This is a genomic window from uncultured Mailhella sp. (genome assembly GCF_944324995.1).
Classification (GTDB): Bacteria; Desulfobacterota; Desulfovibrionia; order Desulfovibrionales; family Desulfovibrionaceae; genus Mailhella.
The window spans coordinates 101,930-116,845 of the sequence record NZ_CALUYL010000004.1; the positions used below are offsets into that span (position 1 = coordinate 101,930).

Below are 14,916 nucleotides of genomic sequence, written 5' to 3' on the forward strand. Positions count from 1 at the left end.
AGGTTGCCGGCTCAGGCCTGTTTCTTTTTGCCGAAGCCGTGACGCACGATGTACAGAAGAATGATGGCCACCGTGAGCAGCAGAAATGCACAGGCGATGGGTCTGTCGAGGAAGACCGTCCAGTCTCCGCGGGAAATGAGCAGGCTCTGGCGCATCTTGTGCTCAAGCAGAGATCCCAGGAAGAAGGCCACGATCATGGTCGGCAGGCTGATTCTCAGCTTGGTCAAAACATAGCCCAGCACGCCGAAGACGAGCATGAGCCATATGTCGAACAGGCTGCTGTTGTTCACGTACGAGCCGATGAGGCAGAACATGGGAACAACGCTGAAGAGCACCGGCTTGGGAATGGAGACCAGTTTTCTTGCACAGCGGATGAAGGCTGCGCCCACAACGAACGTGTAGAGGTTGCTGATGAGCAGAACGATGAACAGGGCGTAGAGCAGGGGTGCATTGCTTTCCATGAACTGGGGTCCAGGAATGAGGCCCTTGATCATGAAGCCGCCGAGAATGAGCGCCGCCGCGAGGTTTCCGGGAATACCGAGGGTGACCAGAGGCACGAGGTTGGGGCCGTTCACGGCATTGTTGCCGGCTTCGGAGGCGGCTATGCCTTCCAGGGCGCCCTTGCCGAACATCTCGGGATGCTTGGACTTCTTTTTGCTCCAGATATAGCTGAGGTACGCGCCTACCGTCGTGCCTATGCCGGGCACGATGCCCACGAACGATCCGATGAGGGTGGAGCGGGCAATGGTGGGAAGACACTGCTTCATTTCGGCAGGCGTAAGTCTGTCGGCATCGGTTCCCCTGGCCGAAAGACGGACTTCCTCCAGTTTCTTGCCGGAGCGGCGATCCCTGTACCAGGATTCCGCCTGCAGAAGCACTTCGGAAAAGGCCAGCAGACCTATGGCCATGGGCATGATGCCTATGCCTTCCGCCAGCTCGATGAATCCGAAGTTGAAGCGGGGCGTGCCCATTTCCGGATCGCAGCCGACAGTGGAGAGCAGCAGACCGAGGCATGTGGCAATGAGGCCGCGGCAGGGACTGCCGGAGGCGGCCAGACTGATGATGACCAGGGAGAACAGCAGAATCATGCTGTACTCGGGCGGGCCGATGCGCAGCGCGACGGAGGCGACGGGAGCCGCCAGGAAGATGAGCACGAGGTCGCTGGCGGTATCGGCGGTGACGGAGGCGAACAGGGCCGTTTTGAGAGCCTTGCCGCTTTTTCCGCTTTTTGCCAGCGGATACCCGTCAAACGTGGTGATCATGGCCTGCGGCGTACCGGGAATGTTGAACAGAATGGCGGGAATGGAGCCGCCGAAGTTGGCCCCCTTGGACAGGCCCATGAGCATGGCGATGCCGGGAATGGGACCGAGGTAGTAGGTGAAGGGCAGAAGCAGCACGATGGCCATGTTGTCGCTCAGCCCCGGGATGGCTCCCATGATGATGCCGAAGGTCACGCCGAACAGAGCCCAGAAGAAGTTCTGCCATTGCAGCACCATGCCCAGGGCTTCCATAAGTTGATCAAACATGCGCTGCTCCTTCTGCCTTGCAGATGTTGTCGGATGGACGTTGCATATGGCTCATAGGCGCTCCTCAGATAAGCAGACCGGCAGGCAGCTGAAAGTTGAGAAACACGGAAACCACCACATAGACGGACACAAGCAGACCGGCGGGGGCCAGAATCAGCGTTTTCGCCCGTCGTTCGCCGAAAAGAAGCAGGGACAGGACAAGAAAGCAGGCCGTGGACACATAGAATCCCACGAAGCTCACCCCGACGATATAGGCAATAAACAGGCCGAGGACAGGCAGCGTGGAACGCGCGAAGGCGCCGGGATCAAAGTTCAGCGGCGTCACGCTCTGCGGACGACGGAGAAGCATGATGAGGGAAGGAACGGCAAGGCCGATCACCGTCAGTCTCGGCACGAATGCCTCATCCGCTCCTTCCGTCTGCCCGGGAATGATGACGAACCACATAAGGGCGCACAGGACAAGAAATCCCAGCCCGATCCATCTGTCATTGTTCATGAAAACTCCGAAAAGCTGAAAGGCTCGCTATTTTTTCGCGTCTTTGATGTACTCTACGAGCTTCACGAGGTTCTGAGTCGTTTCGTCAAGCATGGGACGGTATTCCGCGGGCGCAATGAACTTCGGCGTCAGACCGGCCTTCAGCATGTTTTGCTGAACCATCGGATCGCTCAGGGCCTGCCTGAGGGCTTTTTCCCACGTGGCGCGGATGTCTTCCGGGGTGCCTTTGGGCAGAATGAAGCCGTAGCTCAGGCTGGCGTAGAAGGGATGGCCGAGATCGGCGTGCAGCTTGGGCACGTTGGGAATGTCGGGAATGTCGCTGAGACCGAGGTTGAGCAGAACGTTCAGTTCGCCCTTGCGCGCAGCCTGATAGGCGGCCGTGCCTACGCCGAGCTCACAGGCGTCGATGTGTCCGCCGATGAGATCGGCAGAGGCCTCGCCGCCGCTCTTGTACATGACGAAGTTGATGTCCAGACCGTTTTTCAGCGCAAACGAACGGAGCACTTCGGTGGCTTCCTGAGAGGCTCCGCTGCCGACGGACACCTTGCCGGGATTGGCTTTCACATAGTCGATGAATTCCTGCCAGGTCTTGTAGGGCTTGTCGGGTCTGGCGAGCAGAATGCGGTCCAGAAGCATGTAGCCGCCGACGATGGACATGTCGTCGAAATTGTAGGTCTTGTTGCGGAGAAACATGGCGGAAGAAATGCAGGCGCCGACGCCGGGAGCGGAAATGGTGTAGCCGTCCGGCTTCGACTTGAGAACGTACTCGAAGCCCGGCATGCCTGCGCCGCCGCCCTTGTTCACGATGACTACCGGCTGACCGAGAATTTTTTCCAGCGGATTGGCCAGCATGCGGACGGTCAGATCCCCGGTTCCGCCGGGAGCGAAGCTGACGACGATGGTGACGGGTTTTTCGGGAAAGGCGGCCTGTGTGTCGGGCGCGGCCCCGAAAAGCAGGAGAGTGCCGACGAGTAAGGACGACAGCAGCTTGTTCATAACAGTCTCCAGGTGCGTTGAGTGTTGTCAGATTACTGACGGAAGTCATGCCTGCGGATCATTCCGGTCGATTCGTTGAGCATGTAGCTCAGGCGGAATTCAAAGGGAATTTTGCCGAAGGTATAGGAAACCATGCTCATCTCGAAACATACGGTGTGGCGAGGACGACCGAGCGCCTCCTGTACGCGTGCCGGCAGTTCCGTGCATATCTGCAGGAACTCGTCGCAGAACACGGTGGAGAGATGGCAGTGTTTTTCCAGAATGAGATAGAGGGGATATTTGACAAAGTCGTCGGACGGTATGTCCATGAGCGCGGAGGCTTCGGCATAGGGAAAGTAGGAAACGCACCAGGCCAGAGGAAACATGCCGTTTTCATCTCTGCCGAGCAGCGTGCGCCGCACCTGAATGCCGCGACTTTGCGGGGCGCAGTTCAGATATCCAGCCACGTCGTCAGGCAGTCGGATTTCCTCGACGGCGACTTCACGGGGAAGAATATCGACATCCTTGTCGAACAGAGAGTGGCGAGATTTATAGAAAAACTTGGTCTGACTGCTGGCATAGTCGGAAATAAAGGTGCCTTTGCCCTGAATCCGGTAGCAGTAGCCTGCCTGGACGAGCAGTTCCATGGCTTTTCGCACGGTACCGACACTGAGCTGATTTTCCTGCGCCAGCTGACGCTCCGTGGGAAGCTGTTCTCCGGGCTTCCATTGGCCTGAAGAAATTTTGGCCACAAGTTCCCGGTACAGACGGGCATAGACCGGGGAGAAGGAGGAGTCGAGAGCTTGTTTCATATTTTTTTCCAATTTTGTTTATTGCTATATATGAATAAAGCAATTTTTTTGTCAATCATCCCAAGAAGCACCAGGGGGCAAAAATAGATTATTTTTTTGATAATATCTTATAATAAAAAGAAAAAATTAATATATTCCAACCTGAAAGCGGGAGGAGCAGCTTTGAGACGTGTTTAAGAAAATGTTTACTTTTTTGATAGTGCGGTTTCGACAGCATAATGTCTGAAAAAACTTGAGGCGCAAAGTTTTGGGCTGGCTCTGGCGGGAATGTGAGGCAGACAGGGGAAGGCGTGATGGACGGCTTTTTTTGAGGATCGTCAGGAGCGTTGCGATCGCACTGCCGCGGAAGCCCACACTGGATCCGTATATTCTTTAAGATACGGCGGAGGTCTTCCTGTGGTCGGCACAGGATGGATGTCGTGCCGTCTTTTGGTGCTTTCCGAAGACCTTTTATTTCTGCGGAGCTTCTTTTGTGGGGATGGAGTTTCGTTGGGTCTGTTTGAGGAAAATCGAGGCTGTATTTCTATTGTTATCTTCCGTCACTGTGCCGTGATAGCGCAGAGAATACCGACGGACACATGTGGCGGCGTTGCTCATCCGTTGCGGAGCGTTTTTCGGCTAGGGATGATGCTTGTGCTGAAAATCTACAGACAGGATTCCGGGGTGAGTCGCATTTCCAAGTCGACAGGTTCCCCATTCTCTAAGAGCAGGGCAGGGGAGTGGGGGACGCCTGAGCACCGCAGGGAAAAAGAAGAGCATGCCAGGCTTTCATGACAGCATTGTGAATCGCGTATTCGTTGCCTGTGAAAGGCTTTTTTGCATCTTTGCTGAATGACTGAATTTACTGTTGAACGATGCCCATAGCCTAAGATGGTTTTTGTGATATTTGAGAGAGAATTGTGAATTTTAAAGATAATAAAAAGAGAAGTTTCGACGGCGCCAAAACTTCTCTTAAACGTTTTTTGAAGTGATATCTATATGTTTTATATGATTTTATGTTTTTATATACAGTGTTTTCAAGCGAATCCGATCAATATGAAGGTATTTTAATAGTATGGATGTGCCCATGCTGGAAAAGAAAAAGAAGAATTTTTTATTTCAGATCTGGCATTTTGGGCACTGAAAAAAAGTCAATATAATTTTTGATAACATGTCGAAAAAGTGTACTTTTTTGACACTCATAATACTGTCAGTTTCTTTCCAGACCTATAGCAGGGAACATCCGAAAATTCCAGCAAAAAAATAACGTCAATTTTCCCTCGCTCCTTACCAACCAAAAAGTACACTTTTTGGACGCTCCGATTAAAGGACTCGCGTATGGCAGGGGGAAAACATCGTCTCATCACAAACTGTGTGAGGGATATCAATAAGCTGTGTCTGTTCGAGAATTTCGTCAGGAGCAGCTATCTTCCTTACGTGCAGCAACATAAGAGGAGCTGGAAGACCGACGAGCGTTATCTGAACCGGCATATCCTGCCCTACCTTGGAAGCTGTCCTCTGACTGAAATTTCCGAAGAAAAACTCAGGGGATGGCTCTCCACTTTGGAAGACAACGGCCTGTCCTCCAGCTCGCAGTATCGTCTGTTCTGGCTCGTCAAATATATTTTGAACTTTGCCGTGCGGATGGGAGAGCTCAAGAGTGATGCCGCATTCCAGAATATGGTCGTGCGCAAGAACAAGCAGCAACGGGCTCCTGAAATTCTTACGCCTGCAGAAGCATTGAAGCTTGTTCACCTGCTTGAGGAATATGCCGATCGCCCCAGCGCGCAGGCCATCCATCTGCTTTTGCTGACCGGAGCCAGCAAGTCGGAAATTCTCTACGCCCGCTGGCAGGACGTGCATCTGCGACGTGCCGTTCTTGCTACAACGATGACCTATACGGGGCAGAGCAGACTTATTCCTCTGAATACCGAATCCATCAGACTCATTCGCAGACTTCCCCGGCGCAAAGATGTGCCGTGGCTCTTTGCTTCATCCTCCGGGCAGCGTCTCACTTCTGTTTTTTATACCTGGAATCTTCTGCGCACCAGGTTGGGAAGACCGGATCTCCGCATTCAGGATCTCCGGCACAGTTTTGCAGGTTTTCTGATGGATATGGGGATTCCGCAGACGGAACTGTGCAGTTTCATGGGATGTTTTAACACCATGAAATAAATTATACTTACTACAAGCAAAACAATATATAAATATCATGAGCAAGTATTCTCCTGTTATATCTGTCATCATTCCTGTATACAATGTTGAAAAATACATTGATAGATGTCTTAATAGCGTACTTAATCAAAGCTTTAATGACATTGAAATTATATGTATAGATGATGGATCTACAGATTCATCGTTATCTATTCTTCACAGATATGCTGCTAAAGATGAACGCATTCGTATTTTTACACAGAGAAACCGTGGTGCTTCTGCTGCGCGCAATGCTGGATTGGATGCGGCCAATGGCCAATGGATATCTTTTGTGGACAGTGACGATGAAATCCATCCAGACATGTATAAAACACTTTTAGCACATACAGGCTATGAGGATGCTGTATATTTCAGTGCAGAAGAATTTATTAGGGACGGAAACAATCTGAAAAACGTGAGTTCCGACTATTTCAAGGTGAAATTTTCCGGTATCCATGTGGTAACTATCGATGAAATTTCCCATTTTTCCATGGTTGTATGGGATAAACTTTTTCTTCGTGAAAAAATAGAAAGCATTAATCTTCGTTTTCCAGAAGGCCTATGTTTTGAAGACAACGCATTCATCATCAATTTCTTTTCCTTACATCATAAAGTACGTTTTGTTCAGAAAAAACTCTATCGATATTTTCGTAGAACCGATTCTATCACAGGGATGGCCTATTCAAAAAAGACAGGCATAGCCTTTGATTATATCCATATTCTTGATGAAATTCATTCTTTCTGGAGAAAATGGGAATTGCTGCCTGAAAACCAGCCTTTGTTTGAACAATTTTGTGTTTTTTATTTTCGTGCAGCCATAAGCATCTGTCAGGCATGGGAACGACCAGGACTTGTATATGAAATGGCTCGTTCAATGTATAACTGGAATATGACTCCTAAAAATAACATACTTAGTAGTATAAAGAATGGATTATTAAGCTTACGTATAGGAAAATTTCCAGGAAAAGATGTTACAATGTTAAAAAAATTAAAAGGTTTTGAAAAAATTTTATATATTGGAAACTGCAATAATATGAAGATAGTGTGTATTTTTTCCATAAAAATTGCAAGTTGGAGAAGAAAAATATATAATATATAATAGAACTATTATTGTCAATAGTACTGCAAAACATACAACCATCTGAATAATGGAGATGTTATGAAGGTAGCTATTCTTGCCGGAGGGCTCGGCACAAGACTTGGAGAAGAGACGAACATTCGCCCCAAACCCATGGTCGAGATCGGTGGAAAGCCCATACTTTGGCACATCATGAAGATATACTCCCATTACGGGTACAACGAGTTCGTGGTGCTCTGCGGATACAAGCAGGAATACATCAAGCAATATTTCACCAATTACTTCACCAATAATTCTGATGTTACGTTCGACCTGTCCAAAGGAGAAGTCGAGGTGCATTACAAGCACGTCGAACCATGGAAAGTCACGCTGCTGGATACCGGTTCCGGCACTCTTACCGGTGGGCGCATCAAGCGGGCGCAGGACATTCTGGGGGACGGCACCTTCATGCTCACCTACGGTGACGGTGTTTCCGATGTGGATATAGCCAAACTTGTGGACTTCCATAAGAAGAGCAAGCGTCTCGCTACGCTCACCGCCGTTCAGCCTCAGGGGCGTTTCGGCGTACTGGATCTGGACGAGAGCAGTACCATCCGTTCTTTCCAGGAAAAACCAAAGAACGCCTCTTCCGCTTGGATCAACGCAGGCTTCTTTGTGCTTGAACCGAAGATCTTTGACTATATCACCGAAGGTGACAAGACCATCTGGGAACGCACGCCGCTCATGGGGCTTGCCCGGGATGGTGAGCTCAAGGCCTACAAGCACAACGGCTTCTGGCATCCCATGGACATGCTGAAAGACAAGATTGAACTCAACGAAATGTGGGATTCCGGCAAGGCTCCGTGGAAGGTGTGGGAGGACTGATCCGCTATGACTTTTTCTCTCGACTTTTTCCGTGGCAGACGCGTGTTTGTCACCGGTCATACCGGATTCAAAGGCAGCTGGATGTGCCGTGCTCTTCTTGGTGTGGGCGCGGAAGTGACAGGTTACAGCCTGCCAGCGCCCACAGAGCCCAATCTGTTTTCCATAGCCGGTCTTGAAGGAAGAATGACGAGTGTCATTGGGGATATCCGAGACTTCGCCATGCTGAAGGAGGCGTTTGACAGGGCACAGCCGGAAATCGTCATTCATCTTGCTGCCCAGCCCATCGTGCGTGATTCCTACAAGGATCCACGTTACACCTACGAAACCAACGTCATGGGCACGGTAAACCTTCTGGAATGCGAGCGGCTCTCATCTTGCGTGAAGAGCTTTCTCAACGTCACTACAGACAAGGTGTACCATAATAACGAATGGTGCTGGGGCTATCGGGAAAACGAACCTCTGGACGGATTCGACCCGTATTCCAACAGCAAGAGCTGCTCGGAACTTGTGACGCACAGCTATAAGAGCAGCTTCTTTGCGGGCGGCACGCTTCCCATAAGTACGGCCCGCGCGGGAAACGTCATCGGCGGCGGTGATTTCGCCAACGACCGCATCATTCCCGACTGTGTGCGTGCGCAGCAGGCGGGCAGAGTCATTGGAGTGCGCAACCCTTTCTCCACAAGACCATATCAGCACGTTCTCGAACCCGTTATGGCTTATCTCATGATCGTGCAGGCTCAGTGGAAAAATCCTTCGCTCGCGGGCTGGTACAACGTGGGCCCGGATGATTGCGACTGTGTGACCACCGGACAGCTTGTGGATCTTTTCTGTGAGACTTGGGGAGGAGACGCCCGCTGGGAAAATCAGGCAGAGCAGAACGCCCCTCACGAGGCGAACTACCTCAAGCTCGATTGCACAAAAATCAAGACAACCTTTGGCTGGTCGCCGCGCTGGCATATCGCCGAGGCTGTGGAAAAGACCTGTGCCTGGGCGAAAGTATGGCTTGCAGGCGGCGACATTCCCGCCGAAATGGACAGAGAAATTGCCGGGTATCTGGAGAAATAGCATGAAAACAGCCATTGTCACCGGTGCCAGCGGCTTTGTGGGCGGCGCTGTTCTGCGGGAGCTGCTCGCTCACGACTACAAGGTCTATGCCGTAGTGCGTGAGGGACGGGAAGCGACGCTTCCCTCAAATGTGAACTGCATTCCCGTATTCTGCGATTTGGCGAACATTTCGTCTCTCGTGGAAAAAATCCCGACAGGGGAACAAGCTGTTTTTATACACCTTGCATGGGCAGGGGTCTCTCCAGATCAACGCATAGATACCGCTCTTCAACTGAAGAATGTGCAGGCAAGCACTGAATGTCTGCAGACAGCCAAAAAACTTGGGTGTTTCCGCTTCATAGGCGCGGGAAGTATCATGGAACAAGAGACATTGGCTGCGACCTTGGCCCAGGACTGCCGTCTTGGCATGGGCTATGTTTATGGTGCAGCCAAACTAACGGCACACTCAATGTGTAAAGCTCTTGCGGTACAGGTAGGTATTGATTTTATCTGGTGTACACTTACCAATATTTATGGTGTAGGTGACCATAGTCGGCGTTTGATCAACACATCGATTCTCAAATGTTTACATGGAGAATCTCCTCAATTTACCGCTGCAACACAATATTATGACTTTGTCTACATCGATGATGCAGCATTTGCATTCCGTCTTATTGCTGAAAAAGGTATTTCTTTCAGAAATTACTTAATCGGAAGTGGTCATGCTCGACCACTTCGTGAATTTCTTTTGGAAATGCAAGCTGCTGTCGCCCCACAGCTGGAATTTATTTTTGGAACGGTTCCTTTTACAGGAGTAAATTTGGATTTATCAGTGTTTGATACTTCTTTAACCATGAGAGACACGGGCTTCAAATCAAAAGTTGGCTTTTCAGAAGGATGTAGTCGGGTAATCCGGTGGTGGAAAGCAGAACTTGGGGTCAAGTAATATCGGGAAAAGCTATGGATGCTCTTGTTGTAGGTTGTGGACTTTCTGGAAGTGTCATTGCACGAGAACTTGCAGAAGCCGGAAAAAAAGTTGTCATATGGGAACGTCGTGATCATATTGGCGGTAATATGTACGATTATATAGATGATCACGGCATACTTGTGCATAAATATGGACCTCATGCATTTCATACATCTAATATTAAAATTATAAACTATGTCCGTCGCTATGCCGAATGGCAGGATTTTCATCTGATATGCGGTGCACAGATTGACGGTATCTATACACCGACCCCCTTTAATTTCAAGACTATCGACGACTTCTACGCACCGGAAGAAGCAGCAGAGCTGAAAAGGCGTATTACTGTGGTTTTCTCTGGGAGAAGCAGTGCAGCAGTAGTGGAAGTATTGGAATGCGCCGACCCCATGGTACGCAGCTATGCCGAATTCCTTTTTGAAAAGGATTATAGTCTTTACACAGCTAAACAGTGGGGTATCTCACCTAATGATATAGATCCTAGCATCTTGAAACGCGTTCCCTTGCGTTTCAGTTACGATGAAGGATATTTTGATGACGAATTCCAAGTAATGCCAAAAGTTTCTTTCACACATTTCTTTAAGAATCTGCTTGATCATCCCAATATCTCTGTAGAACTTGGCGTTGATGCTCTGAATCATCTTCAGGTGAACGCTGAGGGGAATCAGTTACTGCTCGGTGGAATTCCAGTCGAGTTCCCTGTGATCTATACGGGCGCATTGGATGAACTTTTCGGCATCAAAGAAGGCCCACTCCCCTATAGAAGTTTGCATTTTGAATGGAAATACAAGGAAAAAGGATCTATACAGCCATACCCTGTCGTAGCATATCCGCAAGCTGAAGGATACACCCGTATCGTCGACTTTAAACATTTTTCTGGGCAAGACATTGAAGGTTCTTCCTACGAAGTAGAGTATCCGTTATCGTACGACCCGTTCGGCGATACGGAACCGTATTACCCTGTACTTACACAAAACAGTCAGGAACAATATAAACGTTATGCCGCTATGGCTAATCAACTGAAACATTTGCATATTTGCGGAAGGTTGGCAGACTTTAAATACTACAATATGGATCAGGCTTTGGAGCGAGCTCTGAATATAAGTGAAGTTATTTTGTCAACATATTAATGAGGTATTATTGTGAATACAGCTCCTGAGATTTCTGTCGTCATTCCTGTTTACAATGTGGAACGATTTTTACATCAATGTATAAATAGTGTTCTTGCACAGACATTTCAAAATTTCGAAATTATATGTGTCAATGATGGTTCAACAGATGGAAGTCTTGATATTCTAAAAGAATATCAGAAAAAAGATAATAGAATTTACATTATTTCTCAGGAAAATCAAGGCCTGAGCAGCGCAAGAAATATGGGATTGAAGTATTCTCATGGCAAATATATCAGCTTTTTAGACAGTGATGACTTTATGCATCCTGACATGTTGGATATGCTTCATACAAAAGCAGAATTAACACAGGCTGAAATAACTATTTGCAATTTTAAGCTATTTTTTAATGATACTAAAACCTACGGCTACTATCGTGACGAAATTTTTTATTATCATATGAAATTCAAGATATTTGACCTTCGCTCAGAAGGGCAAATTGTTAATTGTATTGCAGCCTGGGATAGGTTGATAAGGAAAAGTTTTCTTGAAAAATACAATATAAAATTCATACCAGGTATTATTTACGAAGATGTACCATTCCATATTGATTGCATAGTAAACGCTTCAAGTATAGTAATTGTGCCTGATCATCTTTTATTTTACAGAAAAAATGCTGGAGGTTCAATAACAGATAATGAATCAAAAAATAAAAAATGCAGACATGATTTTATTTTTACGCGTAGATATGCCAAGGAAAAACTAAAAAAATATGGATCAAATGAAGATATATGGTATTTTTATGCTATTCATTTTATTAGTCAAGCAATAATGCACTTTAAAAATTGTAAAATGACAAAAGAACAGAAGCTGTTTTTTATAGATCTTTGTTCATGCGTTGATAATAAAATGTATAATATAACGAAAAGAATACTTGATACTCAATCTAGGAATTTTTTGTTGGCATTAAAAAATAATGATTATACGAAAGCATGTGAAGTTATAGCATAGAAGGGAGTGATTTATGAAAAAGAATATAAAAGTTTTTGTTTCTCATCGAATAGATCTTGAGAGCTTCAAGATCGATAACAATATTTATGTACCTGTTCGATGTGGAGCATGTTTTGATAAACGGGAAAATCCTGATATGATCGGTGATGATACCGGTGTAAATATATCTGATAAGCGTGAAAGTTATTGTGAGCTTACTGTTCAGTATTGGGCATGGAAGAATGTAAATGCCGACTATTATGGTTTGTGCCATTATCGTAGGTATCTTTCTTTTAATGAAGCGGATACAGTAAAAAGAGATAGCTGGAGTAATGTTATTGTGCCGCGCTTAGACGAAAATTCATGCCGTGAACATTTTCTTAATGATTGTGAATATATCCAAAATAAAGTTTCGCAGTATGATATTATTACTATGATTCCTGCAGACATGAAGGATGTAGATAGAAAATCTGTTTACGAACAATATAAAAAAGATGGAAATCTTCTTCATATATCCGATATTGATACCATGTTGGATATTATTGATGAAATGTATCCTGAATTCAGTGAAGTAGCTCATGCCTATATAAACGGGACAAAAGCGTACTTTGGAAATATTTTTATTATGAATAAAAAATTGTTCCACGACTATTGTGCATGGCTTTTTGATATTCTTGAAGAGTTTGAAAAACGTGTAGATATGTCTAGCTATTCTGTTGAAGGTTACAGAACACCGGGACATCTAGGAGAACGCCTTTTTGGTATCTATTATACATGGTTAAAAACTGACAAACAGATACGATCTCTGGAACTTCCTCTTGTAGTTTTTAAAGATACTGCTATAGTAAAAAAGATTTCTCCTGCATTTTCTCAAAATAATATACCTGTCGTTTTTTCCTGTAGCGAGCAGTATTCTACATTTTGCGCTGCAAGTATACAATCTCTTATAGATGTGTCTTCTCATGACAATAATTACGATATATTTATTTTAAACAGAAATTTATCCAAAGAGACAAAAAGAAAATTTTTTTTCATGCTTGAAGGAAAAAAAAATATTTCTCTTCGATTTATCGATATGTCGAGTATTGTTTCACAGTATAATCTATATGAAACACCGACTATCTCCTGTGAAACATATTTTAGACTCATTATCCCAGAATTATTTATAGAATATAATAAAGTGTTATATTTGGATAGTGACATTATTATTAGGCGTGATATTGCAGAATTGTATACTATTAATCTTGATGAACATTGGTTAGGTGCTGTTCATGATATTTGTGAGGCAGCAAATATAAATAATTTTAACGAAGAAAGAAGAAATTACGTTAAAAATTATATGCGATTACGCAACATCTATAAAGAATTTAATGCTGGGATACTACTTATTAATACAAAAGCATTTCGTAATAATTTTACAACACGCTATCTTTTTGAATTTTGCGAAGCAGGGGCATTTCAGTTTCAAGATCAGGACGCTCTCAATATCTTATGTGAAGATAAAATCTTATGGATTGATATGCGATGGAATTTTGTTCCGGCTCAAAATGGGAGCTATACAGAAATGCTTTTACGGTATGCGCCTAGAGATGCGTATAAAGTATGGAGTAGATCTAGTGAAGATCCATGGATAATTCATTATATTGGAAATATAAAACCATGGTATAACAGTCATATGGAGTTTTCAGAGTATTTTTGGTCTTCTTTACAAAAAACACCTTTCTATCATACATGGATAAAAATCAGGATAATCGATCATATATTGGCCTATAAAGAAAAAAATAATCCATCCCTGGTTCCTTCTCATGTTATACCGTATAATACTGGTGTAACATATAAACGACATTATGTAATATATAAGTATTGGATATATAAGATTATTTCTTCTATGACACTTGGAAAATTACACCGTAAAATGGATGCTAAGAGAAAAAAATATAAGAATTTATATTTTGAATTTATGGGAAAATAGTCTTTTAAAAATAAATTAATATAAAATATATTATTTACGCTTATATTGATACGAATTGTGAATTTTACTATTATTTTGAAAAAATTGTTATGTGTTTGAATATGGAGAAAATGCATTTCGCCATTTTGTTGTGTATAAGGGTAAACTCTAATTCATATACTTGAAATTTTCGTCTCGGCCTGAATTTCAAGTGATTTATGATAAATATATGCCATATTAATGTGCATTATTAGACTGTAGAAGTGTGTATAGAAAAGTAATATCTGGCTGGATCATATAAAATAGCGAAAAACTTTAATATGATTTTAATAAGTATTTATTCAATATAATAATTTAGTTTATGATTAGAGTTATAAATAGTATATATTTACATTTTTATATACTTAATATAATATTAATTGTAGTTATATGTTGATTAATATAATATTTATACAATAATTTAATAATATTGTATAATAGAGTATATAAATATTATATTAATATTGTTGTGAAATTATTTGTAAATAATTTATCATTATAAAACTTTATAATTATAATTTTTGAATAATATTAAAAAACAATATAAACTTTTGCAGAAACACTTATCACCAAGGAATAATAGAATGCGCATTCTTCTTGCAGGTGGTACGGGGTACATAGGTTCGCACACGGCCGTAGAACTTATGAATGCCGGGCACGACGTCATCATTGTAGACAATTACAGCAACAGCTCCCCGGAAGCCGTCAGACGTATCGGGGAACTCACACATCGCGACATCCCTGCCTATGAAGCCGATGTGAGCGACAAGGCGGCCATGCTCAGTATCATGATCGTCCACCACATCGACTGCGTCATTCACTTTGACGGACTCAAGGCCGTGGGCGAATCGGTGATAAAGCCGCTCGCCTACTATCGC

At 44.8% G+C, this 14,916-nt stretch carries 13 protein-coding genes; 9 read left to right on the forward strand and 4 right to left on the reverse strand.

The window, feature by feature from the left end; genetic code table 11:
* Window positions 1–11 precede the first annotated feature (11 nt).
* The 4 genes from Q0K02_RS03595 to Q0K02_RS03610 form a co-directional block, all read right to left on the reverse strand.
* Entirely contained in the window at window positions 12–1,526 is a 1,515-nt protein-coding gene (locus tag Q0K02_RS03595) for a tripartite tricarboxylate transporter permease (RefSeq protein ID WP_294485145.1), read from the reverse strand.
* A 64-nt stretch (window positions 1,527–1,590) separates the two neighbouring features.
* Complete coding sequence (locus tag Q0K02_RS03600) at window positions 1,591–2,022, reverse strand: tripartite tricarboxylate transporter TctB family protein (protein ID WP_294485147.1); 432 nt, start codon at window positions 2,020–2,022, stop codon at window positions 1,591–1,593.
* 27 nt (window positions 2,023–2,049) lie between these two features.
* Window positions 2,050–3,018: a tripartite tricarboxylate transporter substrate binding protein gene (locus Q0K02_RS03605; RefSeq protein ID WP_294485149.1), complete on the reverse strand. Its 969-nt coding sequence runs from the start codon at window positions 3,016–3,018 to the stop codon at window positions 2,050–2,052.
* Window positions 3,019–3,050: 32 nt separating this feature from the next.
* Window positions 3,051–3,809 (reverse strand): GntR family transcriptional regulator, encoded by a 759-nt coding sequence (locus tag Q0K02_RS03610; RefSeq protein ID WP_294485151.1) that lies wholly within the window; start codon window positions 3,807–3,809, stop codon window positions 3,051–3,053.
* Window positions 3,810–5,126: 1,317 nt separating this feature from the next.
* Between Q0K02_RS03610 and Q0K02_RS03615 the strand changes: the two genes are divergently transcribed.
* The 9 genes from Q0K02_RS03615 to Q0K02_RS03655 all read left to right on the forward strand — a co-directional run.
* Window positions 5,127–5,963: a site-specific integrase gene (locus Q0K02_RS03615; RefSeq protein WP_294485153.1), complete on the forward strand. Its 837-nt coding sequence runs from the start codon at window positions 5,127–5,129 to the stop codon at window positions 5,961–5,963.
* 37 nt (window positions 5,964–6,000) lie between these two features.
* Entirely contained in the window at window positions 6,001–7,080 is a 1,080-nt protein-coding gene (locus tag Q0K02_RS03620) for a glycosyltransferase (RefSeq protein ID WP_294485155.1), read from the forward strand.
* A 60-nt stretch (window positions 7,081–7,140) separates the two neighbouring features.
* Window positions 7,141–7,923 (forward strand): glucose-1-phosphate cytidylyltransferase, encoded by a 783-nt coding sequence (rfbF, locus tag Q0K02_RS03625; RefSeq protein ID WP_294485157.1) that lies wholly within the window; start codon window positions 7,141–7,143, stop codon window positions 7,921–7,923.
* A 6-nt stretch (window positions 7,924–7,929) separates the two neighbouring features.
* Window positions 7,930–8,988 carry a CDP-glucose 4,6-dehydratase gene (gene rfbG, locus Q0K02_RS03630; RefSeq protein WP_294485159.1) on the forward strand — a complete coding sequence of 353 codons (1,059 nt, stop codon included), beginning with the start codon at window positions 7,930–7,932 and terminating at the stop codon, window positions 8,986–8,988.
* 1 nt (window position 8,989) lies between these two features.
* The gene (locus Q0K02_RS03635; RefSeq protein ID WP_294485160.1) at window positions 8,990–9,913 is read left to right on the forward strand and encodes an NAD-dependent epimerase/dehydratase family protein; all 924 of its coding nucleotides are present in this window, start codon (window positions 8,990–8,992) and stop codon (window positions 9,911–9,913) included.
* Window positions 9,914–9,927: 14 nt separating this feature from the next.
* Window positions 9,928–11,079 carry a UDP-galactopyranose mutase gene (gene glf, locus Q0K02_RS03640; RefSeq protein ID WP_294485162.1) on the forward strand — a complete coding sequence of 384 codons (1,152 nt, stop codon included), beginning with the start codon at window positions 9,928–9,930 and terminating at the stop codon, window positions 11,077–11,079.
* Between the two features lie 12 nt (window positions 11,080–11,091).
* Window positions 11,092–12,069: a glycosyltransferase gene (locus Q0K02_RS03645; protein WP_294485164.1), complete on the forward strand. Its 978-nt coding sequence runs from the start codon at window positions 11,092–11,094 to the stop codon at window positions 12,067–12,069.
* Between the two features lie 13 nt (window positions 12,070–12,082).
* The gene (locus Q0K02_RS03650; protein ID WP_294485166.1) at window positions 12,083–14,020 is read left to right on the forward strand and encodes a DUF4422 domain-containing protein; all 1,938 of its coding nucleotides are present in this window, start codon (window positions 12,083–12,085) and stop codon (window positions 14,018–14,020) included.
* Window positions 14,021–14,622: 602 nt separating this feature from the next.
* Window positions 14,623–14,916 (forward strand): NAD-dependent epimerase/dehydratase family protein (locus Q0K02_RS03655; protein WP_294485169.1); only part of this gene is annotated, 294 nt, incomplete at its 3' end.